Below are 26,998 nucleotides of genomic sequence, written 5' to 3'. Positions count from 1 at the left end.
ACGGTGGCCACGGCGCCGACGGCGGCCCCGGGACCCGCGGTGGCCACGGCGGCGCCGGCGGTGACGCCGGTCGCTTGCACGGTAACGGCGGCGCCGGCGGGAACGGCGGAAACGGGGGCGTCGGTGTCGACAGCGTGAACCCGTCCGCGGGCGGCAGCGCGGCGGCGGGCAGTCCGAACTACCTCGGGACGACCGGATTCCCGTATACGAACGTCGTCGTTGACAACGCCATCACCGGCAATGCGGGCGGCCGCGGCAAGGACGCGGCCGCGGGCACGAACCAGTCCGGCGGTGTCGGCGGCACCGGCCAGGGCGTCACCGGTTTCCTCGCGCTGCCGCATCGATACAACATCAGCGGTGACGGCGGTGACGGAGGAAACGGCGCCGGGGGTGGGCTCGGGGGTGACGGCGGCGACGCCGGACTCGCACAGGAAGCCACACCGACCGCCGCAGCGTTCGGCGGCCGCGGCGGCAACGGAGGAACCGGCGGCACCGGGGCCAGAGGCGGCGACGGTGGTGCCGGCGGGTCCGTCGACATCGGGCAGACCGTCGGCTTCGGCGGCCACGGGGGCAACGGCGGTGCCGGCGGAACGGGCGCGGCCGGGGCGACCGGCGCGGCGGGAGGCAACGGCGGTGCGGGTGGACGCAGTGGGTCGCGCACCGGAAATGGCGGCGCCGGCGGCGCGGCAGGCAACGGTGGCTCCGGCGGCAACGGCGCGACCGGCGGTGACGGCGGTTCGGGCGGCGTGGGCGGCGCCGACGTATCCGACCCCGGCAGCGGGCCCGTCACGGCGGGGACCGGGGGCAACGGCGGAAGCGGCGGCGCAGGTGGGGCAGGCGGTGACGGTGGCGCCGGCGGCCTCGGCGGTAAAGGGGGCGCCGGCAGCAGCGAGGGCTCCGCGGGTGCAGACGCGGCGAACGGCGCGACGGGCGTGGGTGGCTCCGGTGGCGCCGGTGGCCGTGGGGGCACCGGGGGAGCGTCGGGCGACGGCGCGTCCGGCGGGTCGGGCGGCGCGGGCAAGCCCGGAACCGGGCCGACGGGCAGCAAGGGCGGTGCCGGTGGCAGCGGCGGGTCGGGCGGCAGCGGCGCGCAGGCTGACTGACCCTCAGGCCGGGACGGCTTCGACGATCGACAGCGGGCTGGCGGTCGGGATCACCCGGGTCATGCGGAATCCGGAGTCCGCCAACAGCTTTGCGTATTGAGACGCCGTGCGCTCGCGGCCTCCGGCGGTCACCAACATCTCCAGGTCGACCATGAAGCCGAGGTGTGCGGGCGCGCGTTCGGGAAGGACCATCTCGAACAACAGGAGTCTGCCGTCGTCGGCGATCGCCGTACGCACGTTGCGCAGGATCGACAGCGACTGATCGTCGCCCCAATCGTGGATGATCGCCTTCATCACGTAGGCGTCCCCGCCGGCGGGTACGGCCTCGAAGAACGAACCACCCTCTGTCCGGCACCGCGCCGCGACCCCGGCCGGTCCCAGCACCGAATCCGCGCCGGCCACCACGGAAGGACGATCGAACAGCACGCCCCGGGCGGTGGGGGTCCGGTTCAGAATCGCGGCCAGGAGCCCGCCTTCACCACCGCCGACATCGACGATGAGCCGACGATCGCTGAAATCGTATGCGGGGATCGCGTTTTCGATGACGGCGCGGGAACCGCCGGTCATCGACTCGTTGAACACCTTCGCGAACGCAGGGTCGGTGTCGAGGTACTCGAAGAACTCGCTGCCGCGCAGCTTCTCGACCGCCGTGCGGCCGGTCTGCACCGAATACAGCAGCTCGCCCCAGTGCTCCCAATGCTGGCGGCTGCCCACGAACGCAATCAGCGGGGCCATCGACTCCGGGTGGTCGACGCGCAGCGCATGCCCCAGCCGGGTCAGCGCGAACCGTCCGTCGCGGCGGAGCTTGAGCACCGACCGGCTCGCCAGGGCGCGCATCAGACGGTAAGTGGCTTCCGGATCGGCGCCGACCTTCCTGGCGACGTCGTCGGCGCGCAGCGGGCCGTCGGCCAACGCGTCGGCGATGCCGAGCCGCACCGTGGCGTACAACGCCGCGGTGAACCAGGAACCCAGGCTGAGTTCCAGCACGGCGATGTGGCTCGGCGCGGTCAGCGTGTGCAATCGGTCCAGCAGGCCGCGGAACCGGCCGACTGCGGCGAGCACGACCGGGGGCGGCGTCATCAGCATCGTTCTCATCGCCGTTGACGCTAGGGCACGCGCCTTAATTAATTCTTGAGCAGAACTTGCCGAACCTCAGTCGAGATAGTCGCGAAGCACCTGAGAACGGCTGGGATGGCGCAACTTCGACATCGTCTTCGACTCGATCTGCCGGATGCGCTCGCGGGTGACGCCGTACACCTGACCGATCTCGTCGAGCGTGCGGGGCTGGCCGTCGGTGAGACCGAACCGCAGCCGCACCACACCGGCCTCACGCTCGGACAGCGTCTCCAACACCGACTGCAGCTGATCCTGCAGCAGGGTGAAGCTCACCGCGTCGACGGCCACCACGGCCTCGGAGTCCTCGATGAAATCGCCCAGCTGGCTGTCGCCCTCGTCACCGATGGTCTGGTCCAGCGAGATCGGCTCACGCGCGTACTGCTGGATCTCCAGCACCTTCTCCGGCGTGATGTCCATTTCCTTGGCCAGCTCTTCGGGCGTGGGTTCACGGCCCAGGTCCTGCAGCAGCTCGCGCTGGATACGGCCCAGCTTGTTGATGACCTCGACCATGTGCACCGGGATACGGATGGTGCGGGCCTGGTCGGCCATCGCCCGGGTGATGGCCTGCCGGATCCACCACGTCGCGTACGTGGAGAACTTGTAGCCCTTGGTGTAGTCGAACTTCTCCACCGCGCGGATCAGACCGAGGTTGCCCTCCTGGATGAGGTCCAGGAACGCCATGCCGCGGCCCGTGTACCGCTTGGCCAGCGACACCACCAGACGCAGGTTCGCCTCCAGCAGATGGTTTTTGGCGCGGTCACCGTCGCGGCAGATCCACATCATGTCGCGTCGCTGCGCGGCGGGCAGCTTCTCGCCCTTGTCGGCGAGTTCGGCCATCAACTGGGTGGCGTACAGGCCTGCCTCGATGCGTTTGGCGAGCTCGACCTCCTCCTCGGCGTTGAGCAGCGCGACCTTGCCGATCTGCTTGAGGTAGGCGCGGACCGAGTCCGCCGAAGCGGTGAGCTCGGCGTCCTTGCGCGCCTGCCGCAGAGCCTCGGACTCTTCCTCGTCCCAGACGAAGTCACCGGAGGCCTTGTCCTTCTCGGAGGGCTCGGCGACACCGTCGTCGTCGCCGTCCTTGGCGGGCTTGGCCGCCTTGGGTGCGCCCTCGTCGGCGTCCTCGTCGTCGGAGTCACCGTCTACCGCGGTGTCGTCGTCGACTTCGAGTTCCTCGTCGAGCACGAGCTCGGTGTCCTCGACCTCCAGGTCGTCGCCGGGCTCGGCCTCGACGAGATCGTCGCCCGTCTCGACGTCGGAACCGGCGAGATCGTCGTCGACGGCCCCGGGCGCGGTGGCCTTCTTGGCGCGGCCGCGGGTGGCCGGCGCATCAGCGGATTTGGCGGCGCGCGGCTTGGTGGCCTTCGCGGGCGCGCTCTTGGCGGCCTTCTTCGCGGGCGCCTTCTTGGCGGGGGCCTTGGCTGCGGTGCGCTTCACCGGCTCTTCGGTTGCCGGGCTTGCTTTGGTCGCTGCCACGTACACCCTTTCGGTCGTGCGTCTTCGGCGCGCACACGTGCGCAACCGAATGTGGGTCGGCTATATGTCGAATGTCGGCGTCGATCTCACGGCGTGATGTCGGGGTGGGATGCTCCGCCGCTATCCGGTAGGCGGCCGCCGTTGACCATTGTAACGACAGTGTGGGTTAACGCTGTGCGCAGCGGCAAATTTGACGCCAAGGCGCGCCGCCCGCGGGTGGTTACTTTCCGGTAGCGGTGACGTCGACGTCCGAGGCCATCGCCGCGCCGACGATGCCCGCGGTGTTCTGCAGCTCCGCGGCGACGACGGGCGTGCGGTTCTGCAGGAGCGGCACCCACTTGTCCGCTTTGCGGCTGATGCCGCCGCCGACGATGAACAGGTCCGGCCAGATCGCATTCTCGATGGCTACCAGTACTTTTGTGACCTCTGTGGTCCAGCGCTCGTAGCTCCAACCCTTGGCTTCCTTGACCGAGCTGGCGGCTCGGTGTTCGGCCTCCTTGCCGCCCACCTCCAGGTGTCCGAACTCGGTGTTGGGCAGCAGCACGCCGTTGTGGATCACCGCCGAGCCGATGCCGGTACCGAAGGTCAACAGCACGATGACGCCCGTTTTGTCGCGGCCCGCGCCGAACTTCTCTTCGGCGAGTCCGGCGGCGTCGGCGTCGTTGAGCACGGTCACGGGCTGACCGCTCAGTGCGCCGCCGATGACCTCCTTGGCGTTGAGGCCGAGCCAGCCTTTGTCGACGTTGGCGGCCGTGCACACGATCCCGTCCGCCACGACGCCGGGATAGGTGACCCCGAGCGGACCTTCCCAGTCGAAGTGCGCGGCGACGTCGGCGATGGTCTTCGACACGGCGTCCGGAGTCGCCGGTTGTGGGGTGAGCAGCTTGAACCGGTCACCGACCAGCCGGCCGGTGTCGAGGTCGACGATTCCGCCCTTGACGCCGCTTCCTCCGACGTCGATGCCGAATCCGCGCCGAGGCGAGCCGGAGCCCGATTCTGCGGCGGCGGCTGACGGGGATGGCTCGGCGTCGGCAGTCATGCAGGCTCCTCTGCGCAAGTGATGGCACCGGTGCTCTTCGGCGCTGCGGGCCGTGCCGTCGGGTGGCCGAGCGCGCGATGACACCCTATCGGCTCACCAATTGTGATGGGGGCCAGTCGTGCATCCCCGTGCCGCCCGGCCCGGCCGGATGTGCTGCGATGAGCGGGTGAACATCGACACCGATCCCGTGCGGCTGCGTGCCGTGGCTGAGCAGTTGGCGTCCGAAGCCGCCGAGTTCGTCGGCAGGCGCCGCACCGAGGTCTTCGGCGCGGGCGCGGCGCCGGGCGGCGCCCAGTCGGCGGTGCGGGCGAAGAGCAGCCCCACCGATCCCGTCACCGTCGTGGACACCGAGACCGAACGCCTGCTGCGGGACAGGCTGGCCGAGCTGCGTCCGGGCGACGCGATCCTCGGCGAGGAGGAGGGCGGCTCAGTCGACGTCGCAGACGGCCGGCTGACCTGGGTGCTCGACCCGATCGACGGCACGGTCAACTTCCTGTACGGGATCCCCGCCTACGCGGTGTCGGTGGGTGTTCGACGGGACGGCGTCTCGGTCGCCGGTGCCGTCGCCGACGTCGCTGCCGGAGCGGTGTATTCGGCGGCGCTCGGCCACGGGGCGGGCGTACGGCGCGGCGGTGTCCTCACCCCGTTGCGGTGCACCGCGGCGACGGACCTGTCCATGGCGCTGGTGGGGACCGGGTTCTCCTACGAGCGTGAGCACAGGCAGCGACAGGGCGAGATCGCGGCCAGGCTGTTGCCGGACGTGCGTGATGTGAGACGGATGGGATCGTGTGCGCTGGACCTGTGCGCGGTGGCGGCGGGCCGGCTCGACGCCTATTACGAGGACGACGTGCACCTGTGGGACTGGGCCGCGGCCGCGCTGATCGCCACCGAGGCGGGCGCGCATGTTCGCCCGCCTGCGACGGGCGACGGCGCGGGCGTGATGGTGGCCGCCGCCCCTGGGATCAGTGCAGCCTTCGACGCCGCGCTGATCCGTTGCGGAGCCGTCGGCGGCTGAGCTCAACAGGTGCCGGTGTGGGCCTTGGTCAGCAGCTCGGCATCGGCGGGCTGGGTGGCGTCGGGCAGCAGGCTCGCCAGTACTGCGTCGATGTCGTCGCTGTGGGTGAGCTCGGTGAAGTCGGTGCCGATGGCCAGATCGACGGTGTCGTCGGTACGCCCGTCCTGAAACAGCTCGGTGCATGGTGCGACCAGCCAGATCGACGCCGCCGCGGCACGCCCGGACGGTCCGAACCGGATCTGGCCCTGGCACTGCAGGCGCGCGGCCGCATAGATCGGGTCGTTGGCGGCCTCGGGATCGGCGAAACCGAGATCGCGCAACTCGCCGGCCACCTCGCCGGCCTGCCCGCCCTGACCGCTGGCGTTGAGAACCCGGATCTTGGTGTCGGCCAGCTTGGCCGGAGTGACGTCGATCATCGTCGACCGGGACACCTGCTCGCCGAGGTCGGGGACCGGCGCCCCCGGCTCCGTCGGGGCCGGGGGCGGGTTGCAGACAGCGGCCTGTTGCACCTCGGGCGGCCGCGACAGGGCGATGACCCAGACCAGCAGGGCGGCGATCGCCAGGCACGCGAACAGCGCGGCTCCCGGCAGGAAATTGCGGCGTCGGAACGGACGACCGTGTTTGTCGAACGCCGTGCCCTGGGTGATTTGCGCGACCACGATCAGCACTCTAGAGCCACCGCGTGCGACGCTCCGACCGGCGGCAACGACGAATGCAGGCTTAATGTGACATAAATCACATTAGAACCGGTGTCAATACGGGCACGAATCATTTGGCGGATGCGTTCGACGCTGGTACAAAGCACTGCTGCAACGAGCTTCACGGAGGGGACAGGTATGGCCACCGACTACGACGCCCCAAGGCGCACAGAGACCGATGACGTTTCCGAGGATTCACTCGAGGAGCTGAAGGCGAGGCGCAACGAAGCTCAATCGGCTGTCGTCGACGTCGACGAGTCCGAATCGGCCGAGAACTTCGAGCTTCCCGGCGCCGATCTCTCCGGTGAGGAGCTGTCGGTGCGGGTGATCCCGAAGCAGGCCGACGAGTTCACGTGCTCCAGCTGTTTTCTGGTTCATCACCGCAGCCGGCTGGCAAGCGAGAAGAACGGCGTGATGATCTGCACCGACTGCGCCGCGTGATGCCGGGCTGCGTGCCCTGCGTCAGGCGCGCAGCGCGGCGAGGACCTTGTCCGGGTGCTTGGTGCTGATCAGCCAGTACGGGGTGGGATCGTCCGGGTCGTCGAGGACGAGCAGTGCCATGGGTCCGACCCAGCCCCGGTGCACGACATAGGCCGCCGGGTCGAGCTGACGACCGAGGGCGGCCGACTTCGCCGACCGGGGGACTTCCGCCGTGCGGGAGATCACCGCGGTGGGCAGATGGGCGTTGCCGACCCACAGCTCGGTCTGGCCGTCGGCGGCGGTTACCACCCGCAGTTCGGTCCGTCCCAGCCCCAGCAGCACGACGGCCGCGACGGGCAGCAGCACGGCGTAGGGCAACCAGCCCGGCAGCGCCCGGATGCCCTGGTTGATCTCCAGGGCGATCAATGCGGCCACACCGAGTCCGGGCAGCCACCACCACAGCGGGACCGTCAGCCGCTCGCGGTAGCGGACTGTTTGGGCAGTGGCACGCGTGTCAGACACGCGGCCCAGAGTAATCTCTGACGGCGTGCCCACCACTTTGGCGGTAGTGCGACTCGACCGCGACCTTCCGCTGCCTTCCCGCGCGCACGACGGCGACGCGGGAGTCGACCTCTACAGTGCCCAGGACGTCGAACTCGCACCGGGCCAGCGTGCGCTGGTGCCCACCGGCATCGCGGTGGCGATCCCGCACGGCATGGTCGGGCTGATCCATCCGCGCTCGGGTCTTGCTGCGCGCGTGGGACTTTCGATTGTCAACAGTCCCGGAACCGTCGACGCCGGCTATCGCGGTGAGATCAAGGTCTCGTTGATCAATCTCGATCCCGCCGCTCCGATCGCGATTCGGCGGGGGGACCGGATCGCGCAGCTGCTGGTGCAGCGCGTCGAGTTGCCAGAGCTGGTGGAGGTGACGTCGTTCGACGAGGCGGGGCTGGCCGATACGACCCGCGGCGACGGCGGCCACGGCTCCTCCGGTGGGCATGCCAGTCTGTAGATGGAGGCGCACGTGGCACCAGGTAGACCATTAGGTAGACAGCGCAGAAGCGCCTGAGGAGGTGACGTCGGTGGACACCCACGACGAGGAACTTGAAGGTCCGTTCGACATCGACGACTTCGACGATCCGTCGGTCGCCGCGCTGGCGCGCCTCGACCTGGGCTCGGTGTTGATCCCGATGCCCGAGGCGGGGCAGGTGCAGGTGGAACTCAACGAGACGGGCGCGCCCAGCGCAGTGTGGGTGGTGACGCCCGACGGACGGTTCACCATTGCGGCCTATGCGGCACCGAAGTCTGCCGGGCTGTGGCGGGAAGTGGCGTCGGAACTCGCCGATTCGCTGCGCAAGGATGCGCCCAAGGTCAGCATCGAGGACGGCCCGTGGGGCCGCGAAGTCGTCGGCTCCGCGGGTGAGGGCGCGGCAGTGGTGCGATTCATCGGGGTGGACGGTTACCGGTGGATGGTCCGCTGTGTGGTCAACGGCCCCTACGAGCGCATGGCCGAGCTGGCCGAACAAGCACGAAACGCGTTGGCGGACACGGTGGTACGCCGCGGAGATACCCCGCTGCCGGTGCGCACCCCGCTGCCGGTGCAGCTGCCAGAGCCGATGGCCGCCCAACTGGCCGCCGCTCAGCAGCAGGCAGTTGCGCAGCAGCAGGCTGCCGCGCAGCAGCAGCAGGCACCCGCGCAGCAGCAGGCACCCGAGCAGCCCGCGCCGGCGCAGCAGGAGCCTCCGCAGCCGAACGCCCGTCGCTCGACGATGGGATCGGCGATGCAGCAGCTGCGCACCATCACCGGCGGATGACGATCAAGCGGTGAGGGACGAGCCGCGTTGAGGAATTCGCCAATCAGGTCCGGCGGATGACGATCAAGCGGTGAGGGACGAGCCGCGGGTTCACCTCACCGCCGGACGCGCCGGGTTGTCGGCATCCCACAACGCGGCCAGGCTCTCGGCGCCCAGTACCGCCGGGTCGGCGCCGATGGCGTCGAGCGTGAGTGTGCGCAGCGCCGCGCGCGGTGCCGCCGACACCCACTCGATGCCCACCTCGAGTGGATGCACCGGGTCGTCGACGGCCGACACCACCCCGAGCGCGGCACCGAGGCGCTCCATTTCCCCGCTCGTCGGGGCCACGTAGCCGGCCGCCGCATCCATCGCCTCCGGCAGTGCGGGCCACTGGCTCAGCCACGAGCGCGTCAGTTCCTCGGCAAGCCACCTCGGGCTGGTCGCCTGCATCTGCGTGGTCGTCGCCACCAGGCCATCGCGACGCAGCAGTTCAGCCGAATGCCGTGCGGCCATCGCCGCGGGTGCCGCATCGGGGGCACCGGTCCACGCCGGCAGCGCTGCCAGCACCGCGACCACCTGCGTGGGGTGTGCCAGCGCCCATTCGACGGCCACCGCTGCGCCGATGGACACCCCGCCCACCGCGATCGGTTGCGACCGCGCGGCGTCGCGCAGCTCGTCGCGGTATCCGTCGATGAGACGGTGCGGCTGCGGGGGAGGTGTGACGACTATCGCACCGGCCTCGTGCAGTGCCGGGGCAAACGCCCGGTAGACGAAGTCGTCATCGGAGCCCGTGCCGGGCAGCAGAATAGTGGTGACACCGCGCAGATCGACCGCCATGTTTCGATCGTGCCTGTTCGTGGAATTCTTGACGACGCGACCCGCGCGAACCCCCCGCCCTGGTTAGCATCTGGGAACCAAGAGGTCTACCGTGGCGTTGATTGGTAGATCCACAGTGGATTGGCAGAAGGTCAGGAGAGGCCAATGGCCACGGCCGAGGGATATCTTCGCCGGCTCACCCGCCGGTTGACCGAAGACCCGGAACGACTCGACGTCGAAGAGCTCAGTGAGGAAGCCGCAGGCACCGGCGCCCAGAAGGCGATCGATTGTCAGCGCGGTCAGGAAGTCACGATGATCGGCACCTTGCGCAGCGTCGAGTGCAACGGCAAGAGCTGCGCGGGCGGCGTCAAAGCCGAACTCTTCGACGGCACCGACACGGTGATGCTTGTGTGGTTGGGACAACGCCGCATCCCCGGTATCGAATCGGGCCGCACCCTCAAGGTGCACGGCCGGGTCGGCAAGCTGGACAACGGATCCAAGGCGATCTACAACCCCCACTACGAGATCCAGAAGTGAGCGACCCCGGCACCGATCCGGGCAAGCAGCAGACATCTCCGGCGCGTGGCGCGGCCGTCCTGGAACAGATGGGCGGCATCAGCGGGCTGATCTACTCGTCGCTGCCGGTCGTCGTCTTCGTCCCGATCTCCTCGGCATTCGGGCTGATCCCCGCCATCGGCGCCGCGCTGGGTGTCGCCACGCTCATCCTCATCTGGCGGCTGGCCCGTAAAGAGTCCGCACAGCCGGCGATCTCGGGTTTCTTCGCGGTCGGCATCAGCGCGCTCATCGCTTACCTCGTGGGGGCGTCCAAGGGGTACTTCCTGCTCGGCATCTGGATGTCGCTGTTCTGGGCCGTGGTGTTCACGCTGTCAATCGTCATCCGTCGCCCCGTGGTCGGCTACATCTGGGCCTGGGTGCACGCCAACGACCGGCGCTGGCGCGAGGCGCGGCGCGCGGTGCTGGCGTTCGACGCCGCCACTTTGGTGTGGGTGGCGGTGTTCACGTCGAGGTTCGTCGTTCAGCACCACCTCTACGACGCGGACCAGACGGGCTGGCTGGGCGTCGCCCGCATCGCGATGGGCTGGCCGCTGACCGCGGTGGCCGCGCTCGTCACCTACCTGGCGATCCGGGCCGCGCAGCGCGCGCTCCATGAGCGCGGGCTGAACGAACCTGCCGACACGGCGCACGGCGACGACGTCCACGACGCTGCGCAGGAGCCGACCTAACCCACCGCTCAGCGATGTTGGGGATTAAGCACCAACTCGCGCAGCTCGTCTTCGGACTCGGCGACGGCGACGAAAAGCAGTTCGTCCCCGCCTTCGAGGGGTTCGTCGCGTTCCGGAACGATGACGCGCGGGCCCCGCAGAATCGTCACGAGCGTCGCGTCCCTGGGCAGCTCCAGGCGCTTGACCGGTTTGCCGCCCCACGGGGTGTCGTCGGGCAGGGTGATCTCGACGAGGTTGGCCTGGCCCTTGCGGAACTCCATCAGCCGAACCAGATCGCCCACCGACACCGCCTCTTCCACCAGCGAGGCCAGCATCCGCGGCGTGGACACCGCGACATCGACACCCCAGGACTCGTCGAAGAGCCATTCGTTACGCGGGTCGTTGACGCGGGCCACCACGCGCGGCACCGCGAACTCCGTCTTGGACAGCAGGCTGACCACGACGTTGGCCTTGTCGTCCCCGGTGGCGGCGATGACGACGTCGAACTCCTCCAGCTTGACCGATTCGAGCAGGCTCAGCTCGCACGCGTCGCCCAGGCGCCAATGCGCGGCCGGGACCGCGTCGACGTCGATGTGGTCGGGGTTGCGCTCCAGCAGGGTGACGTCATGTGACTCGACGAGCTCGCGGGCGATGGAACGACCCACGGCGCCCGCTCCGGCGATGGCTACTTTCATCGTCGTCAGCCCTCCGCGTCCTCGCTCGGCGGCAGCCCCGCAATGGCCATCGCCTCGGCGATGTGCCCGGAGATCGCCGCCAGATAGACCTGGTCGCCGGCCTGGATGACGGTCTTGGCGTCGGGCAGCAGCCCGGCGCCGAAGCGGATCATGAACGACACCCGGCCGGCGGTGGCAGCCTCCAGCTCGCTCAGCCGGCGGCCCACCCAGTCCTCGTGCAGCGCCAGCTCGGCCACCCCCACGTTGCCGGTGGGGTCGCGCCACTTGGTGGTCTCGGTTTCCCGCGTCAGCGCGTTGAGCAGGCGGTCGGTGGTCCACGGCACGGTGGCCACAGTGGGGATGCCGAGCCGCTCGTAGACGGCCGCGCGCTTGGCGTCGTAGATGCGTGCCACCACGCGCTGTACGCCGAAGGTCTCCCGCGCCACCCGCGCCGAGATGATGTTGGAGTTGTCGCCGGAGGACACCGCCGCGAAGGCAGACGCCTGCTCGATGCCCGCCCGGATCAGCACGTCGCGATCGAACCCCATACCGAGCACCCGTTCGCCGGGAAAGTCGGGGGAGAGCCGGTGAAACGCGGTGCCGTCGCGGTCGATCACCGCGACGTCGTGGCCGATCCTGGCCAGGCTGTCCGACAGGGATGCACCGACCCGGCCGCACCCCATCACCACTACACGCACCTTGCGGTCCTTTCCCAGCCGAGGTCGCCGAAAAACCTGCGCACCCGGAACGGTACAGCTTTCCGACGGCCGTCGAGCTTCGGGCTTACTCTTGGCACTCGTGTCTAAGCTTTCGACCGTCGCACGGCGATTGGTGCTCGGCCGGCCGTTCCGCAGCGACAGGCTGTCGCACACCCTTCTTCCCAAGCGGATAGCGCTGCCGGTCTTCGCCTCCGACGCACTCTCCTCGGTGGCATACGCCCCCGAGGAGATCTTCCTGGTGCTCTCGGTCGCCGGGCTCGCGGCCTACTCGATGGCGCCGTGGATCGGACTCGCGGTGGCCGGGGTCATGATCATCGTGATCGCGAGCTACCGCCAGAACGTGCACGCCTACCCGTCCGGCGGCGGGGACTACGAGGTCGTCACCACGAATCTGGGCCCCACCGCTGGGCTGACCGTGGCCAGCGCGCTGCTCATCGACTACGTGCTGACGGTCGCGGTGTCGATGTCCTCGGCGATGACGAACATCGGTTCGGCGGTGCCGTTCATCAACGACCACAAGGTGTGGTTCGCGGTCATCGCGATCCTGGTGTTGGCGTCGCTGAATCTGCGCGGGATCCGGGAATCCGGCACCGCCTTCGCGATCCCCACCTACGCGTTCATGATCGGTATGTACGCGATGCTGGCGTGGGGGTTCTTGCAGATTCTCGTCCTGGGGCGAGACTTGCGTGCCGAGTCGGCCGGTTTCGAGATGCATTCCGAGCACGGCGAGGTATTGGGCTTTGCGCTGGTCTTTCTGGTCGCACGGGCGTTCTCGTCGGGCAGCGCCGCGCTGACCGGTGTGGAGGCCATCAGCAACGGCGTGCCCGCCTTCCGGAAACCCAAGTCGCGCAACGCCGCGACCACGCTGCTGCTGCTCGGTGTGATTGCGATCACGCTGTTCATGGGAATGATCCTGCTTGCCAGGGCTACCGGCGTGCAGGTCGCCGAACGCCCCCTCGAACAACTCGGCGGTGCGCCCGCCGACTACCAACAGAAGACCCTGATCGCCCAGCTGGCCGACGCCGTCTTCCATGATTTCCCACTCGGGCTCTACTTGATCGCGGGGGTGACGGCGCTGATCCTGGTGTTGGCCGCCAACACTGCGTTCAACGGCTTCCCGGTACTGGGATCGATTCTGGCCCAAGACCGCTTCCTGCCACGCCAGCTGCACACCCGCGGTGACCGGCTGGCCTTCTCCAACGGCATCCTGTTCCTCGCGTTCGGGGCCATCGCGTTCGTGGTGGCGTTCCAGGCCGAGGTCACCGCGCTGATCCAGCTCTACATCGTCGGGGTGTTCGTCTCATTCACCTTCAGCCAGATCGGCATGGTCCGGCATTGGACCCGGCTGTTGCGCACCGAGACCGACCCCGTCGCGCGACGGCGGATGATGCGTGCCCGGGTGATCAACTCGGTGGGACTGGTCTGCACCGGAACCGTGCTGGTCATCGTTGTGGTCACGAAATTCCTGGCGGGGGCGTGGATCGCGATCCTGGCGATGAGCGCGCTGTTCGGGTTGATGAAGCTGATTCACAAGCACTATGCGTCGGTGACCCGTGAGTTGGAGGCCAGGGCCGCCGAGACCGAGGACATTGTGCTGCCCAGCCGCAACCACGCGATCGTGCTGGTGTCCAACGCGCACCTGCCCACGCTGCGAGCCCTGGCCTACGCCCGTGCCACCCGGCCGGATGTGCTGGAGGCGATCACAGTCAGCGTCGACGACGCGGAAACTCGACAGCTGGTGCACAAGTGGGAGCACAGCGATATCAGCGTGCCGCTGAAGGTGGTCGCCTCGCCGTACCGTGAGATCACCCGACCGGTGCTCGACTATGTCAAGAGGGTGGGCAAGGATTCGCCGCGTACGGTCGTCACCGTGTTCATCCCGGAGTACGTCGTCGGCCACTGGTGGGAGCAGGTGCTGCACAATCAGAGCGCGCTCCGGCTCAAGGGCAGGCTGCTGTTCGAACCCAACGTGATGGTGACTTCGGTTCCGTGGCAGCTGTCTTCGTCGGAGCGGTTGAAGAAGCTGGCGCCGCAGTCCGCGCCGGGGGATGCGCGCAGGGGTTTCCTCGATTGAGCACCGATGAACTCGTCCTGACCACCGTCGCAGCGGCGAACGGCGGCAGCTGCATCGCCCGCCACGACGGCCGGGTGGTGTTCGTGCGCTACGCGTTGCCCGGGGAGATGGTCCGGGCCCGGCTGGTCGGAGACCGGGGTGCGTACTGGAACGCCGATACGGTCGAGGTGCTCGAGTCGGCTGCCGAGCGCATCGACTCGCTGTGCCCGATCGCCGGGGTGGACGGCTCCGGCTGCTGCGACCTGGCCTTCGCCGAACCGTCGGCGGTGCGCCGGATCAAGGGCGCGGTTGTCGCCAATCAACTTGCCCGCCTTGGTAATTACCGGTGGTGCGACGAATCAGAGGCCACCGCGGAGCCGGTCGGCGACGGTGGCGCCACCGGGTGGCGCACCCGGGTGCGGCTCGACACGTCCGCCGACGGGCGTGCGGGCTTCCACCGCTACCACAGCGCCGAGTTGGTGCACCGGCTCGACTGCGCCCAGCTGCCCGCGGGAATGCTCGACGGTCTGGCCGACACGCAGTGGCCGGCCGGCAGCGTGGTTCACGTTGTCGTCGACGACGACGGGAACCGGCACGTCGCACACACCGGCAAGGGTCAGCGCACGGCCGTGGTCGAGGGCGGTTACGAAGCGGTCCAGCGGGTTGCCGGCCGTACCTGGCGGGTCCCGGTGACGGCGTTTTGGCAGGCGCACCGCGACGCACCTGCGCTCTACAGTGCGCTCGTGGCGCAGTGGGCGCAGCTGGAGGCCGGGATGACGGCCTGGGATCTGTACGGTGGCGCAGGGGTTTTCGCCGCGGCACTGGCCCGGGCTGTCGGCGACACCGGGGCGGTCACCACCGTCGACACCTCGCGTGGTGCGTCGCGGGCTGCGCGGGCGGCGCTGGCCGACCTCGGCAACGTGTCGGTGGTGACCGACTCGGTGCGCAGGGCGCTGACCGGTCAGCGCACCCGCGCCGACGTCGCGGTGCTGGACCCGCCGCGGACCGGCGCGGGACGTGAGGTCGTCGACCTGCTGGCCGCCGCGGAGGTACCCCGGATCATTCACATCGGTTGCGAGGCAGCGTCATTCGCCCGGGATGTGGGCCTGTATCTGGGGCACGGGTACGCCGTCGAGGAGCTGCGGGTGTTCGACTCGTTCCCGCTGACGCATCACGTCGAGTGTGTCGCCGTGCTCACCCGGTAGTAGGGTTACCGACCATAGGTGTGCCGGGAAGACTGGTCGGCGTCTATTCGCCGACGACCAGTAAGGCAGGCCGTGACATCCGATCCCCGCGCACGACGCATCCGGCGGGCACTTCTCGCCCGCGGCTCGTGGTCCGAGACCAACAGGGTCACCGAGATCCTGCGCAAGGAAACCGTCGGCGGCATCATTCTCCTGGTGGCCGCCGCCGCGGCGCTGATCTGGGCCAACTCACCGTGGTCGCAAAGCTACTTCGCGCTGCGCGACTTCGAACTCGGAGGTGAATGGCTCGGTCTGCACCTGAACCTCACCCTCGGGGCCTGGGCCGCCGACGGACTGCTGGCGATCTTCTTCCTCGTGGTCGGCCTGGAGCTCAAGCGCGAATTCGTCGCAGGAGACCTTCGGGATCCGAGTCGGGCGGCGCTGCCGATCGCCGCGGCCGTCGGTGGCATGGTGGTGCCCGCGCTGATCTTCGTGCTGGTGAATCTGAACACCGGGGACGGCGCGCTGCGCGGTTGGGCGATCCCCACCGCGACCGACATCGCGTTCGCGGTGGCGGTGCTCGCGGTCATCTCCACGCACCTGCCGTCGGCGCTGCGCACCTTCCTGTTGACCCTGGCCGTCGTCGACGACCTGCTGGCGATCACCGTGATCGCGGTGTTCTACACCGACGACATCAAGGCGTGGGCGCTTGCGCTGGCCGTGGTTCCGCTGGCGCTGTTCACGGTGTGCGCGCAGCGCGGTGTGCAGAAATGGTGGCTGCTCGTCCCGTTGTCGGTCGCGACCTGGGTGCTGGTGCACGAGTCGGGAGTGCACGCGACCGTGGCGGGCGTGCTGCTGGGCTTCGCGGTTCCGGTGCACCGATCGGCGACCCGTCGGGGACAGCAGGTCGACCACGCGGAGCGGGTGGGTATGGCCGAGTACTTCGAGCACCGGGTGCGCCCGATATCGGCAGGCATCGCGATACCGGTGTTCGCCTTCTTCGCCGCCGGGGTCAGCATCGGTGGTCTCAGCGGACTGTCCCGTGCGCTTGGCGACCCGATCACCCTCGGCATCGTGCTCGGTCTGGTCGCCGGTAAACCCATCGGGATTCTCGTCACCACGCGTGTGCTCTCGGCGGTGACACGGGCCAGCCTCGACTCCTCATTGCGGTGGGTCGACGTGTTGGGCATGTCCATGCTCGCCGGAATCGGGTTCACCGTGTCGCTGCTGATCGGCGATCTGGCGTTCGGGATGGGATCTGAACGTGACGAATTTGTGAAGATCGGTGTGTTGTCCGGGTCACTGCTGGCGGCGTCGCTGGCGGCGATCGTGCTGCTCACCAGAAACCGTGCCTACCGGCGCATTCACCGGGAAGAGACGGCCGACGACGACCACGACGGAGTGCCCGATGTGTACCAGACTCGACAGGACTGACGGCTGTGCCCGTGCGTAGACTGACGGGATGCTTGAACAGATCCGCGGTCCCGCAGATCTACAGCACCTGTCGCAGGCGCAGCTGGAGGACCTGGCCCACGAAATCCGTGACTTCCTGATCCACAAAGTCGCGGCCACAGGTGGGCACCTGGGACCCAACCTCGGCGTGGTCGAACTGACGTTGGCGCTGCACCGGGTGTTCGACTCGCCGCACGACCCGATCCTGTTCGACACCGGTCATCAGGCCTACGTGCACAAGATGCTCACGGGCCGCTGCCGGGACTTCGATTCGCTGCGCAAGAAGGACGGCCTGTCCGGTTACCCGTCGAGCGCCGAGAGCGAGCACGACTGGATCGAGTCCAGCCACGCCAGCTCGGCGCTGTCCTACGCCGACGGGCTGGCGAAGGCCTTCGAGCTGTCCGGCCACCGCAACCGGCACGTCGTGGCGGTGGTGGGTGACGGCGCGTTGACCGGCGGGATGTGCTGGGAGGCGTTGAACAACATCGCGGCGTCGCGCCGGCCTGTGGTGATCGTCGTCAACGACAACGGCCGCAGCTATGCGCCGACGATCGGCGGTTTCGCCGAGCATCTCGCGGGTCTTCGGTTGCAGCCGGGGTACGAGCGGGTCCTCGAGGAGGGCCGCAAGGCAGTCCGCGGTGTCCCGATGATCGGCGAGTTCTGCTACCAGTGCATGCACAGCATCAAGGTGGGCATCAAGGACGCGTTGTCGCCGCAGGTGATGTTCACCGACCTGGGGCTGAAGTACGTGGGTCCGATCGACGGCCACGACGAGCACGCGGTGGAGAGCGCGCTGCGCCACGCGCGGGCCTTCAACGCCCCGGTGGTGGTCCACGTCGTCACGCGCAAGGGCATGGGGTATGCGCCCGCCGAGAACGACGCCGACGACCAGATGCATGCCTGCGGCGTCATCGATCCCGAGACCGGTCTGGCCACCTCGGTGCCGGGCCCCGGATGGACCTCGACGTTCTCCGAGGCGCTGATCCGGCTGGCCGGCAAGCGTCGCGACATCGTCGCGATCACCGCCGCGATGCCCGGACCGACCGGCCTGAGCGCGTTCCGGGACCGCTTCCCGGACCGGTTCTTCGACGTCGGCATCGCCGAGCAGCACGCGATGACGTCGGCGGCCGGCCTGGCGATGGGCGGGATGCACCCGGTAGTGGCGATCTATTCGACGTTCCTCAACCGTGCGTTCGACCAGATGCTCATGGACGTTGCGCTGCACAAGCTTCCCGTGACGGTGGTGCTGGACCGGTCGGGTGTCACCGGACCCGACGGCGCCAGCCACAACGGCATGTGGGACCTGTCGATTCTGGGCATCGTGCCCGGGATGCGGGTCGCCGCACCGCGTGACGGTGCCCGGCTGCGCGAAGAGCTCGGCGAGGCGCTCGATGTCTCCGACGGCCCTACCGCCATCCGCTTCCCGAAAGGTGATGTCGGCGAGGACATCCCGGCGATCGAGCGGCGCGGCGACGTCGATGTGCTCGCCGTCCCCGCCGACGGCATGTCCGAGGACGTGCTGCTGGTCGCCGTCGGCCCGTTCGCCGCCATGGCGCTGGCGGTCGCCGACCGGTTGCGCAACCAGGGGATCGGCGTGACGGTCGTCGACCCGCGCTGGGTGCTGCCGGTTCCGGAGGAGATCGCCACGCTGGCCACCAGGCACAAGCTCGTCGTCACCCTCGAAGACAACGGCGGCCACGGCGGTGTCGGTTCGGCGGTGTCGGGCGCGTTGCGGCACAAGGAGATCGACGTGCCATGCCGCGACGCCGCGTTGCCTCAGGAGTTCTTCGCCCACGCCTCGCGCGGCGAGGTGTTGGAGTCTGTCGGCCTGACCGAACGCAACATCGCCCGCCAGATCACCGGCTGGGTGGCCGCGCTCGGGGCCTCGACGGGTGACCGTGAGGTCAGCGAGCACGTCGACTGAGGTGACCAAGACGAACATCTGCCGCATCCCGGGTGCGGCGCTACTGGCGACTGCCGTTCTGATGGGCTGCGCGACCACTGCGGACGCGGCGACGCCGACGTGGTCGGGGCTGGACGCCCGCGTCCACGAGACACCCGTCCCGGCGCCGGGCGCGCTGCTGGAGACCGTCCCGCTGGATCCCGCCCTTTCAGTGGCCGGGGCCGCCGGCGCCTACCGCATCCTGTACTCCACGGTCGACCAGCATGGTCGACCGGCGGTCAGCACCGCCGTGGTGTTCACCCCGAAAACGCCTGCGCCCGAAGGTGGCTGGCCGGTCGTGGCGTGGGCGCACGGCACCGTCGGACTCGGTGACGACTGCACCCCGTCGGCGCTGCCGCGCAGCGGGCGCGACGACGAGTACCTGTCGCACTGGCTCGACCAGGGCTACGTGGTCGTCGGCAGCGACTACGCCGGGTTGGGAACGCCGGGGTTGATGAGTTACCTCAACAGCGTCACCACCGCACGCGGCGTGGTCGATTCGGTGCTCGCGGCACACCACATGGACCTGCCGCTGTCCCCGAAGTGGGCCGTCGTCGGGCAGTCGCAAGGCGGGGGCGCCGCGGTCGCGACGGCGCGGTGGGCCAGCGAGTTCAGTGCCGGAAGCGGGCTCGACTACCGCGGCGTCGTGGCCACCGGCACCCCGGCCAACGTCGAGACCATCGTCAAGCAAGCGGGGCCCGACATGGTGGTGCCGCCCGAACTCGGCCCGATGGCCAACGCCTACACCGCCTACATCGTCGCAGCGCTGCGGGAGGCGCGCCCCGACCTCGGCGTGGACCGGGTGTTGACCCCTGCGGGTCGCGCCGCCGCCGACAAGGCCGAAACATCTTGTGCCGCAGACCTTGCCGGCGCGCTCGACGGCATGACGGTGCCCGGCTTCTTCACCGCTCCGGTCACGTCGATTCCCGGAGCCATCGAGGCGATCGATGACTTCATGGGCGTTCCCGCATCGGGCTATGACCGCCCGGTCTTCCTCGGTGTCGGGATGCAGGACCGTGATGTCCCGCCGAGCCTGACGCTGCGGTTCTCGGAGAAGCTGAGCGCCAACGGCGAGGACGTGACGCTCAAGGTGTATCCGGATTCCGACCACAGCGGCACGGTGCTGGCTTCGATGCCCGACTCGACGCGGTTCCTGGCGCGCGCCTTCAGCTGACCGGGATCACTGCCCCGCGCCGGCCAGCGCCTTGGCCAGCGCCGGCACCACCAGCTCACGCTGCCAGCGGCGGGCGGCCGAATCTCGCAGGAAGGCGTCCACCGCGGCCGCGGTGGCGTCGACACCTTCGACGGGCTTCCAGTCCCAGCACAGCCTGCGCACGATCTCCGGTGAGAGCAGGTTTTCCACGGGCACCGAAACCCGGTCCGCCAGCGCAGCCAGCTCGGTGCGGGCCGCCTCCAGGCGGACCGCGGCCTCCGGTTTGCGGCGCGCCCAGCGGGACGCCGGCGGCGGGCCGTTGGACGGCTCCTGCACATCGGGAGGCTCACTGGTGCGGGCGCGGGCCAGTGCGTCCAGCCACACCGCAGCGCTGCGCCGTTGTTTCGATCCACCGAAAATCGGTAGTGCGGTCAGCTTTTCGATCGTGTCAGGGTTGGCGGTCGCGGCGTTGACGATCGCACTGTCGGGCAGGATGCGGCCCGGTGCGATGTCGCGGCGCCGAGCGATCTGGTCGCGCGTGGTCCACAGTTCCCGCACCGCGGCGAGCGCGCGCGGATCGCGGACCTTGTGGATTCCCGACGTCCGCCGCCAGCGGTCGCGTCGTGTCGGGGTGGCCTCCACTGTCCGCAGATACTCGAATTCCTCTGCGGCCCAACCCTCTTTGCCCTGTTCCTGCAGCACCTCGGAGATGGCATGGCGCAGATCGACGAGCACCTCGACGTCCAGTGCGGCATAGTTCAGCCAGTCCTGGGGCAGCGGCCGTTTCGACCAGTCCGCGGCGCCGTGCCCCTTGGTCAGCTGCAGCCCCAGCAGGCGCTGCACCATCGCTGCCAGGTTGACCCGCTCGTAGTTGGCCAGCCGGCCGGCCAGTTCGGTGTCGTACAACGAGGGCGGCCGCATACCGATCTCCGCCAGGCAGGGCAGGTCCTGATCGGCGGCGTGCAACACCCATTCGGCATCGGACAGCACCTCGGCCACCGGCGCGAGTACCTCCAGCGGATCCCCGCCGTGGCTGACCGGGTCGATCAGCACGCTGCCCGCCCCCGCCCGCCGGATCTGCACGAGATAGGCCCGATTGGAGTACCGGAAGCCCGACGCCCGCTCGGCGTCGACCGCGAACGGTCCGTGCCCGGACGCCAGCAGGTCCGCGGCCTTGGCGATCTCGTAGCGGCTGACGGACACGTCGGGTACTCCGTCGCGCGGGCGAAGCAGCGGCTCGGCCTGCGGGGCCTGGTCGTCGGGCGCTTCGGCGTCCACCGACACGCCCTCGGTCTCGGGTTCTGACATCGGGTTCAGGCGCGGGTGCGGGAGCTCAGGTCGGTCACCCCGGTGGGCGGCAGGCCTGCGGCGTGCTCGAGCACTTCGCAGAACGCCTCCACGTGCGGCCCGAGTTCGAGATCGGTGGCCGTCCAGGAGGCGCGCAGCTCCAGTTGATGCGCGCGGGGCGGCCCCGAGATGTCGCCGTACCGTACCGACGTGGTGGCCGTGACGGTCCCACCCAGCGCGGTGACGTGCTCGGCTCGCTGGTTCAGTGCGTCGACGAGCCAGCTCCAAGCCACCTCGGGCAGCAGCGGATCGACGGCCTCGGTGGAGTCCAGGTCCGCCTGGATGTAGGCGACCAGCCGCATCGTGCCGTCCCACGCTTCGGCGCCCTCGGGGTCGTGCAGCAGGATGAGCCGCCCGAACGCGTCGCCTTCGGACCGCTCGGGAATGACCGCGGTTTCGGCATGCTTGACCTCGGCGCCCAGCGCGTAGCTGAAGGGCGCCAGGCGCTGCGGCGGCCGGATCGGGCCCAGCTCGATCTCCGGTCTTACGGTGGTGGCAGTCATCGCCGCCACCGCTTCACGGAATTGAGCCGGTTCGGCGGTGGTCACGGCGTTTGACGCTAGCCCATTCGGGCAGGTCTGTGCTCATGGCGCGCCGATTCGGGCCCGACCCGGCATGGCACCATGGGGGGCGATGAACACGCGCCGCGAGCTGCCCGAATCCCCGTACCTGGCCGCAGTCGCCGGTCGCAAGCCGCTCCGGGTGCCGGTGTGGATGATGCGACAGGCGGGTCGGTCGCTGCCCGAATACCGCGCACTACGGGCCAAGAACACGATGATGCAGGCCTGCTTCGACGCCGACCTGATCACCGAGATCACGCTGCAGCCGGTGCGCAGGCACGGTGTCGACGCCGCCATCCTGTTCTCTGACATCGTGGTGCCGCTGCGCGCGGCGGGTATCGACCTCGACATCGTCCCCGACGTCGGCCCGGTCATCGCGCAGCCGGTCCGTACGGCGGACGACGTTGCCGCGATCAGGCCGCTGGAACCCTCGCGGGTGGACCCGGTGGCCACCGCGATCGGTCGGCTGGTCGGGGAGTTGGGCGACGTTCCGCTGATCGGTTTCGCCGGCGCCCCGTTCACGCTGGCGTCGTATCTCGTCGAAGGCGGTCCGAGCCGCAATCACGAGCGCACCAAGGCGATGATGCTGGGCGAGACCGCCACCTGGCACGCGCTGATGACGGCGCTGACCGACATCACGATCGCGTTCCTTCGCGCCCAGGTGGACGCCGGGGTAGACGCCATCCAGGTGTTCGACTCCTGGGCCGGCACGCTGTCGCTGGCCGACTACCGCACCTATGTGCTGCCGCACAGCGCGCGGGTGTTCGCGTCACTGGCCGGGGCCGGGGTGCCGATGACGCACTTCGGGGTCGGCACCGCCGAACTGCTCGGCGCGATGTCCGAGGCGGTGACCGGGCACGGGGTGCCCGCGATGGTCGGCGTGGACTGGCGCACGTCGTTGACCGACGCCGCCGCACGTGTGCGGCCGGGCACCGCGCTGCAGGGCAACCTGGACCCCGTGGTGCTGCTCGCGGGCTGGCCGGTGGTGGAACGTGCGGTGCGGGCCGTCGTGGAGGACGGCAGACGGGCGGTTGACGCCGGTGCGGTCGGGCACGTGTTCAACCTCGGACACGGGGTGCTGCCGGCCACCGACCCCGCCGTGATCACCGACACGGTGGCACTGGTGCACGAGCTGTGAGTACCGCCGTCCCTGCGCGGTATTGTGTTGTCGGCGGCGGTATTTCGGGGCTGGTCGCCGCTTGCCGGCTTCGGGTGGCCGCCGGTCCGGACGCATCGATCACGCTTCTCGACCCGGCAGACAGGCTGGGCGGGGTGTTGCGCACCGAACGGATCGGCGGACAGCTGCTCGATGTCGGAGCGGAGGCCTTCGTCGCCCGCAGGCCGGAGGTGCCGGCGCTGCTGGGCGAGCTCGGACTGTCGGGCAGGCAGATCGTGCCCTCCGGCGCGCGGCCGCTGATCTACAGCGAGGGCCGGCTGCACCCGCTGCCCAAGGACACCGTGCAGGGAATCCCGTCGCGCCCGGAGGCGCTGGCCGGCCTCGTGGACGACGCGACGATCCGATGGATGCTCGACGAACCGCGCCGCCCGTTCTCCTGGTGCCAGGGCGCCGACCCGTCCGTGGCCGAACTGGTCGGCGACCGCTTCGGCGAGCAGGTGGTGATCCGCTCGGTCGACCCGCTGCTGTCCGGGGTGTACGCCGGTTCGGCCGCCACGATCGGTATCCGCGCGGGCGCACCGACGGTGGCCGCGGCGCTCGACGGTGGAGCGCGCAGTCTCACCGAGGCCGTGACCAGAGCGCTGCCGCCACCGCAGGCCGGCGCGGTGTTCGGCGCGATCGACGGCGGGTATCAGGTGCTGGTCGACGAGCTGGTCCGCCGGTCGGGGTTGGAGTGGGCGCAGGTCAGCGTGCGCAGCGTGGGCCGCGGGGCGCGCGGCTGGGAGGTGCTCGACGACGAGGGCACCCGCTGGCCGGCGGACGCCGTGGTGCTCGCGGTGCCGGCTCCCAGATTGCCGGCACTGGTCGCCGATATTGCTCCGCGCACCGCCGCGGCCGCACGCCGGATCCCGGTGGCTTCGGCGGCGGTGGTGGCGCTGGCACTGCCGGGCGGGACCCCGCTGCCGGAGCAGTCCGGAGTGCTCGTCGCGGGTCAGGGCCGGCTCCGCGCCAAGGCCGTCACGTTGTCGTCGAAGAAGTGGGGGCGGCGCGCCAACGTGGAGATGGTCCGGCTGTCCTACGGCCGCTTCGGCGACGATCTCGCGCGCAGCACCGGAGACGAGGATCTGCTGGCGTGGGCGGCACAGGATCTCTCCGTTCTGTTCGGGATCTCGGTGGAGCCGGTGGACTCGCGGGTGGTGCGCTGGATCGACGCGTTGCCGCAGTACGGACCGGGGCACGCCGCGCTGGTCGCCGAGTTGCGTGCCGGCCTCCCCGGGGGGCTTGCGGTCGCCGGCGCGTACCTGGACGGGATCGGGGTGCCTGCCTGTGTCGCAGCGGCGACCAGGGCGGTGGCCGCCCTGGTAGTCGACGGGCGGTGACGTGCGGGGGCGCCTGAGGGTGCGTGGCACGATGGGCACATGGCCAAGCTCGATTACGACGAACTGAACGCGACGATCCGCTACCTGATGTTCTCGGTGTTCGCGGTCACGCCCGGCGCGTTGGACACCGCGGACGAAGCCCGTGCGAAGGTGGTCGACGACACCGCGACCTTCCTGAAACGTCAGGAGGATGGGGGAGTCGTGGTGCGCGGGATCTACGACATCGCCGGAATGCGCGCCGACGCCGACTTCATGATCTGGACGCACGCCGCGAGCGTCGAAGCGCTGCAGAAGACGTACTCGGACTTCCGCCGCACCACCGCACTCGGCCGCGCCTCGACCGCGGTGTGGAGCAATGTGGCCCTGCACCGTCCGGCCGAGTTCAACAAGAGCCATGTCCCGGCGTTCCTCGCCGGCGAAGAGCCCGGCGCCTACATCTGCGTCTACCCGTTCGTGCGCTCACTGGAGTGGTATCTGCTGCCCGACGAGGAGCGCCGCCGGATGCTGGCCGAGCACGGGATGGCGGCGCGCGGCTACAAGGACGTGCGCGCCAACACGGTTCCCGCGTTCGCGCTGGGCGACTACGAGTGGCTGCTCGCCTTCGAGGCGCCCGAGTTGCACCGCATCGTCGATCTGATGCGTGACCTGCGCGCCACCGATGCGCGTCGCCACGTCCGCGAGGAGACCCCCTTCTTCACCGGCCCCCGGGTGTCGGTCGAGCAGTTGGTCGCCGCGCTGCCCTGATGGTTGGTCGGCATGCCCTGCGCGGCGCATGCAGGATCACCGCGAGGGCGGTCACCGTGGCCAGGTACATCCAGTTGACGCGGCTGAGGCCCCGATGCAGCGTCGGCAGGTACTCATTGAGAGGCTCCCGGCGATGAGTCACGGATACATGCATGCGCCACGACGGCCATCTCGTTGTAGACCCGCCACCACGTCATCTCGAACTGTGCAGGGCTCATCACACCCTGTGCGCGCTGAGAGTCGGCTTCGCGCAAGGTTCTCGCCAGCTGGTGCATCGTGGTGCACAAGGCCTTGGAGACGGGGTCGTACTGGCGTGGGAGCAAGGTCGCCGCGAGCGTGTGCACGCGGGCGCGCGCCGGACCGGCCATCGCGCACGCCGTGGCGGCGGTGACGACAACCAGTCCGGCCGAGGCGAACAGAGCGGACCAGGGGTCGAGGTGCCGGATCAGCACCATCTGCGACAGGATCCACAGCAGGGCCCCCCACAACGGCCAGCCCCGCCAGATCCGCACACGGCGCCGCTCGGTCGCGGTGATGCCCGGCGGGTAGACCACCAGGTGATAGCGGGTGCCGAATCGGTCGGGTTGAATGGTCAGCGAGCCCCACTGTGCGTCTCCGTCGAGCACCCGACGAACGACTCGCCTCAGCACTGCACCACCAAAGCCGGTCGCGGGTAACGGAATCGGGCGCATGCATCCTCGACGAGGGATTCCAGCTTCTCGGCGGCGGCGCGCAGGCCTCTCGGTGCCAGATTGTGGTCGGGCATCAGTCCGGCGAAGCTGAGCCGAGTCGCGATCTGGCCATGATGACGACGTAAGCAGGAGACGCAGGCAACCATCGCTGTCACAGTTTCCTCTGCCGCTTCACCCGACAGGGGGGTCGGCAGTCGATGGTGCACACCGATGAGCTCGAGTAGCCTCGATGCGGCGACGCGGAGCGCGAGATGGGGATCGGTGCAGACCGAGAGATCGATGATCGCGCGCTGGTACTCCTGATACTTCCGCGACACCGCGGCATGGCCGACGCGGTTGTCGAGGCGTGCGGCCGTCGCCGTGCCGAACGGTAGTGCGATCATGCTGCACGCTTCCCGCTCGCGACGGTGAATGCCGACACCGTGACCGTGGGGCGGGGGAAGTCGACTGTGAGACAGGCGTCGTCGAGCGACTGATCGATGACGGCGGCCTGCCGGCTGAGTTCGGCCACCCAATCGTCGGCCGGGGCGGGCACACCACCGAGGCTCAGTCGGGTCAGCACCCGACCGTGAGATTGACGAAAGCGGTGCATCGTGCAGATCAGGTCACCGACCGCGGCCGGGTAGCTCACGAAGTCCGCTGCGGCCGAGCCGATGTCGGCGTGCAAGCCGATCAGACTCAGCCGTGCGCCGGCGAGGACGGCGCGGATGGCCGCGTAGGATTCCCCGTTCGCGGCGGTGTCGACGATTCTCACCAAGACGGCTTGTCGACGCTGCCTGCCGATCGCCCGGGTGAGGATCTCGATCTGATCGACGGAGTTCACCACGATGTGGCCGACCGCCAGACTGGCTGCGCAGAACACGAGTTCGTTGGTGAGGACCCCGTCGGCGTGAACCGTCAGGCGGGCAGGGTGCACGCCTGCCGAGATCACGGCGCCGAGTTCCTCGCTGGTACGGACGTGCACGGCAACGTCGTGCGCGCGCACCCATTTCGCGACGGTGTGGTCGCGCACGACCAGCGCCGGGTAGGCGACGTCCATCGATGGAAAGCAGTTCCGGTACAGGGCGCAGCGCCGGACCGCATCGGTGTCGGCCGGGGTAGTCGCGGGTGGACGCGCCTGTGCCTTGCCGTTGGCGAACAGGGACAGCACAATTCCGGAGATCGTCACCGAACCTTCTCATTCCAGCCCCGGACCTCGTGTCCAGGTGTTCACCCTCCACGGTGGCGCTGCGGGCACGGTGAAGCCAGTCGCCTAGCGGGCTCTTAACGGCTGGGACGGCGACATT

Annotated in this window: 28 protein-coding genes; 15 read left to right on the top strand and 13 right to left on the bottom strand. The window is 69.4% G+C overall.

Annotation, left to right across the window (positions count from 1 at the left end; all coding sequences use genetic code 11):
• On the top strand, nt 1–1,103 hold a 1,103-nt coding region (locus BN976_RS00375; protein ID WP_036367002.1), incomplete at its 5' end, for a hypothetical protein.
• Between the two features lie 3 nt (nt 1,104–1,106).
• Here the strand turns inward: BN976_RS00375 and BN976_RS00370 are convergent.
• The 3 genes from BN976_RS00370 to ppgK all read right to left on the bottom strand — a co-directional run bounded on the left by BN976_RS00370 (nt 1,107) and on the right by ppgK (nt 4,731).
• On the bottom strand, nt 1,107–2,198 hold the full coding sequence (locus BN976_RS00370; protein WP_011779685.1) for a methyltransferase: 1,092 nt from the start codon (nt 2,196–2,198) through the stop codon (nt 1,107–1,109).
• Between the two features lie 57 nt (nt 2,199–2,255).
• Entirely contained in the window at nt 2,256–3,692 is a 1,437-nt protein-coding gene (locus BN976_RS00365) for an RNA polymerase sigma factor (RefSeq protein WP_036368870.1), read from the bottom strand.
• A 220-nt stretch (nt 3,693–3,912) separates the two neighbouring features.
• Complete coding sequence (gene ppgK, locus BN976_RS00360) at nt 3,913–4,731, bottom strand: polyphosphate--glucose phosphotransferase (RefSeq protein WP_011779687.1); 819 nt, start codon at nt 4,729–4,731, stop codon at nt 3,913–3,915.
• A 148-nt stretch (nt 4,732–4,879) separates the two neighbouring features.
• On the opposite strand from ppgK, the gene BN976_RS00355 reads away from it, so the two are divergent.
• On the top strand, nt 4,880–5,746 hold the full coding sequence (locus tag BN976_RS00355) for an inositol monophosphatase family protein (protein ID WP_036368868.1): 867 nt from the start codon (nt 4,880–4,882) through the stop codon (nt 5,744–5,746).
• A gap of 2 nt (nt 5,747–5,748) precedes the next feature.
• On the opposite strand, the gene cei is transcribed toward BN976_RS00355, so the two are convergent.
• Nucleotides 5,749–6,405: an envelope integrity protein Cei gene (cei, locus tag BN976_RS00350; RefSeq protein ID WP_036368865.1), complete on the bottom strand. Its 657-nt coding sequence runs from the start codon at nt 6,403–6,405 to the stop codon at nt 5,749–5,751.
• A 177-nt stretch (nt 6,406–6,582) separates the two neighbouring features.
• Here cei and BN976_RS00345 point away from each other — a divergent pair, with 177 nt between their 5' ends.
• A complete protein-coding gene (locus BN976_RS00345; RefSeq protein ID WP_011779690.1) occupies nt 6,583–6,885 on the top strand; it encodes a DUF4193 domain-containing protein in 303 nt (100 codons plus the stop codon).
• 21 nt (nt 6,886–6,906) lie between these two features.
• On the opposite strand, the gene BN976_RS00340 is transcribed toward BN976_RS00345, so the two are convergent.
• Entirely contained in the window at nt 6,907–7,386 is a 480-nt protein-coding gene (locus BN976_RS00340) for a DUF3093 domain-containing protein (RefSeq protein ID WP_011779691.1), read from the bottom strand.
• Between the two features lie 25 nt (nt 7,387–7,411).
• Between BN976_RS00340 and dut the strand changes: the two genes are divergently transcribed.
• Nucleotides 7,412–7,876, top strand: coding sequence for a dUTP diphosphatase (dut, locus tag BN976_RS00335; protein ID WP_011779692.1), 465 nt, complete (start codon nt 7,412–7,414; stop codon nt 7,874–7,876).
• A 61-nt stretch (nt 7,877–7,937) separates the two neighbouring features.
• Nucleotides 7,938–8,678, top strand: coding sequence for a DUF3710 domain-containing protein (locus tag BN976_RS00330; RefSeq protein WP_049778084.1), 741 nt, complete (start codon nt 7,938–7,940; stop codon nt 8,676–8,678).
• A 90-nt stretch (nt 8,679–8,768) separates the two neighbouring features.
• On the opposite strand, the gene BN976_RS00325 is transcribed toward BN976_RS00330, so the two are convergent.
• A complete protein-coding gene (locus BN976_RS00325; protein ID WP_036366995.1) occupies nt 8,769–9,494 on the bottom strand; it encodes an alpha/beta fold hydrolase in 726 nt (241 codons plus the stop codon).
• A gap of 144 nt (nt 9,495–9,638) precedes the next feature.
• Here BN976_RS00325 and BN976_RS00320 point away from each other — a divergent pair, with 144 nt between their 5' ends.
• Both BN976_RS00320 and BN976_RS00315 read left to right on the top strand, forming a co-directional pair.
• Nucleotides 9,639–10,010 carry an OB-fold nucleic acid binding domain-containing protein gene (locus BN976_RS00320; RefSeq protein WP_036366991.1) on the top strand — a complete coding sequence of 124 codons (372 nt, stop codon included), beginning with the start codon at nt 9,639–9,641 and terminating at the stop codon, nt 10,008–10,010.
• The gene (locus BN976_RS00315; RefSeq protein WP_011779696.1) at nt 10,007–10,717 is read left to right on the top strand and encodes a DUF3159 domain-containing protein; all 711 of its coding nucleotides are present in this window, start codon (nt 10,007–10,009) and stop codon (nt 10,715–10,717) included. The genes BN976_RS00320 and BN976_RS00315 overlap by 4 nt, the downstream gene beginning before the upstream one ends.
• 8 nt (nt 10,718–10,725) lie before the next feature.
• On the opposite strand, the gene BN976_RS00310 is transcribed toward BN976_RS00315, so the two are convergent.
• Together BN976_RS00310 and BN976_RS00305 are read right to left on the bottom strand one after the other, a co-directional pair.
• Nucleotides 10,726–11,391, bottom strand: coding sequence for a potassium channel family protein (locus BN976_RS00310; RefSeq protein ID WP_011779697.1), 666 nt, complete (start codon nt 11,389–11,391; stop codon nt 10,726–10,728).
• 5 nt (nt 11,392–11,396) lie between these two features.
• Nucleotides 11,397–12,068, bottom strand: a complete 672-nt coding sequence (locus BN976_RS00305; RefSeq protein ID WP_084182164.1) for a potassium channel family protein — start codon at nt 12,066–12,068, stop codon at nt 11,397–11,399.
• 91 nt (nt 12,069–12,159) lie between these two features.
• On the opposite strand from BN976_RS00305, the gene BN976_RS00300 reads away from it, so the two are divergent.
• From BN976_RS00300 to BN976_RS00280, 5 genes are all read left to right on the top strand, one after another.
• Nucleotides 12,160–14,163, top strand: coding sequence for an APC family permease (locus BN976_RS00300; protein ID WP_199558870.1), 2,004 nt, complete (start codon nt 12,160–12,162; stop codon nt 14,161–14,163).
• Nucleotides 14,160–15,347 carry a class I SAM-dependent RNA methyltransferase gene (locus BN976_RS00295; protein WP_036366984.1) on the top strand — a complete coding sequence of 396 codons (1,188 nt, stop codon included), beginning with the start codon at nt 14,160–14,162 and terminating at the stop codon, nt 15,345–15,347. The genes BN976_RS00300 and BN976_RS00295 overlap by 4 nt, the downstream gene beginning before the upstream one ends.
• 72 nt (nt 15,348–15,419) lie before the next feature.
• Nucleotides 15,420–16,760 (top strand): Na+/H+ antiporter NhaA, encoded by a 1,341-nt coding sequence (gene nhaA, locus BN976_RS00290; RefSeq protein ID WP_036366981.1) that lies wholly within the window; start codon nt 15,420–15,422, stop codon nt 16,758–16,760.
• 28 nt (nt 16,761–16,788) lie between these two features.
• Nucleotides 16,789–18,702: a 1-deoxy-D-xylulose-5-phosphate synthase gene (gene dxs / locus BN976_RS00285; protein WP_011779702.1), complete on the top strand. Its 1,914-nt coding sequence runs from the start codon at nt 16,789–16,791 to the stop codon at nt 18,700–18,702.
• Nucleotides 18,703–18,763: 61 nt separating this feature from the next.
• Complete coding sequence (locus BN976_RS00280) at nt 18,764–19,894, top strand: alpha/beta hydrolase family protein (protein ID WP_051558314.1); 1,131 nt, start codon at nt 18,764–18,766, stop codon at nt 19,892–19,894.
• Between the two features lie 6 nt (nt 19,895–19,900).
• Here BN976_RS00280 and BN976_RS00275 read toward each other — a convergent pair whose 3' ends face one another.
• Entirely contained in the window at nt 19,901–21,181 is a 1,281-nt protein-coding gene (locus BN976_RS00275) for a ribonuclease D (protein ID WP_011779704.1), read from the bottom strand.
• 5 nt (nt 21,182–21,186) lie between these two features.
• Nucleotides 21,187–21,723 (bottom strand): DUF3000 domain-containing protein, encoded by a 537-nt coding sequence (locus tag BN976_RS00270; protein ID WP_234935589.1) that lies wholly within the window; start codon nt 21,721–21,723, stop codon nt 21,187–21,189.
• A gap of 130 nt (nt 21,724–21,853) precedes the next feature.
• Here BN976_RS00270 and hemE point away from each other — a divergent pair, with 130 nt between their 5' ends.
• Genes hemE through hemQ form a run of 3 tightly spaced genes read left to right on the top strand, consistent with a single transcriptional unit; the run spans nt 21,854 to nt 25,020 of the window.
• Nucleotides 21,854–22,918, top strand: a complete 1,065-nt coding sequence (gene hemE, locus BN976_RS00265; protein WP_011779706.1) for a uroporphyrinogen decarboxylase — start codon at nt 21,854–21,856, stop codon at nt 22,916–22,918.
• On the top strand, nt 22,915–24,276 hold the full coding sequence (locus BN976_RS00260; protein WP_036366976.1) for a protoporphyrinogen oxidase: 1,362 nt from the start codon (nt 22,915–22,917) through the stop codon (nt 24,274–24,276). Before hemE ends, BN976_RS00260 begins: the two co-directional genes overlap by 4 nt.
• 39 nt (nt 24,277–24,315) lie before the next feature.
• Nucleotides 24,316–25,020, top strand: coding sequence for a hydrogen peroxide-dependent heme synthase (gene hemQ / locus BN976_RS00255; protein WP_036366974.1), 705 nt, complete (start codon nt 24,316–24,318; stop codon nt 25,018–25,020).
• Nucleotides 25,021–25,133: 113 nt separating this feature from the next.
• Here hemQ and BN976_RS00250 read toward each other — a convergent pair whose 3' ends face one another.
• From BN976_RS00250 to BN976_RS00240, 3 genes are read right to left on the bottom strand one after another with little or no spacing between them, the layout of a single operon-like run.
• The gene (locus tag BN976_RS00250; RefSeq protein ID WP_145977895.1) at nt 25,134–25,670 is read right to left on the bottom strand and encodes a DUF6611 family protein; all 537 of its coding nucleotides are present in this window, start codon (nt 25,668–25,670) and stop codon (nt 25,134–25,136) included.
• The gene (locus BN976_RS00245; protein WP_036366972.1) at nt 25,664–26,095 is read right to left on the bottom strand and encodes a hypothetical protein; all 432 of its coding nucleotides are present in this window, start codon (nt 26,093–26,095) and stop codon (nt 25,664–25,666) included. Before BN976_RS00245 ends, BN976_RS00250 begins: the two co-directional genes overlap by 7 nt.
• Nucleotides 26,092–26,880 carry a type III PLP-dependent enzyme domain-containing protein gene (locus BN976_RS00240; protein ID WP_011779710.1) on the bottom strand — a complete coding sequence of 263 codons (789 nt, stop codon included), beginning with the start codon at nt 26,878–26,880 and terminating at the stop codon, nt 26,092–26,094. The genes BN976_RS00245 and BN976_RS00240 overlap by 4 nt, the downstream gene beginning before the upstream one ends.
• Between the last annotated feature and the right edge of the window lie 118 nt (nt 26,881–26,998).

The sequence above is a fragment of the Mycolicibacterium austroafricanum genome, assembly GCF_000612725.1.
Lineage (GTDB): Bacteria > Actinomycetota > Actinomycetes > Mycobacteriales > Mycobacteriaceae > Mycobacterium > Mycobacterium austroafricanum.
Note: the sequence above shows the minus strand (reverse complement) of the source record. Positions and strands in the feature narration are given on the sequence as shown.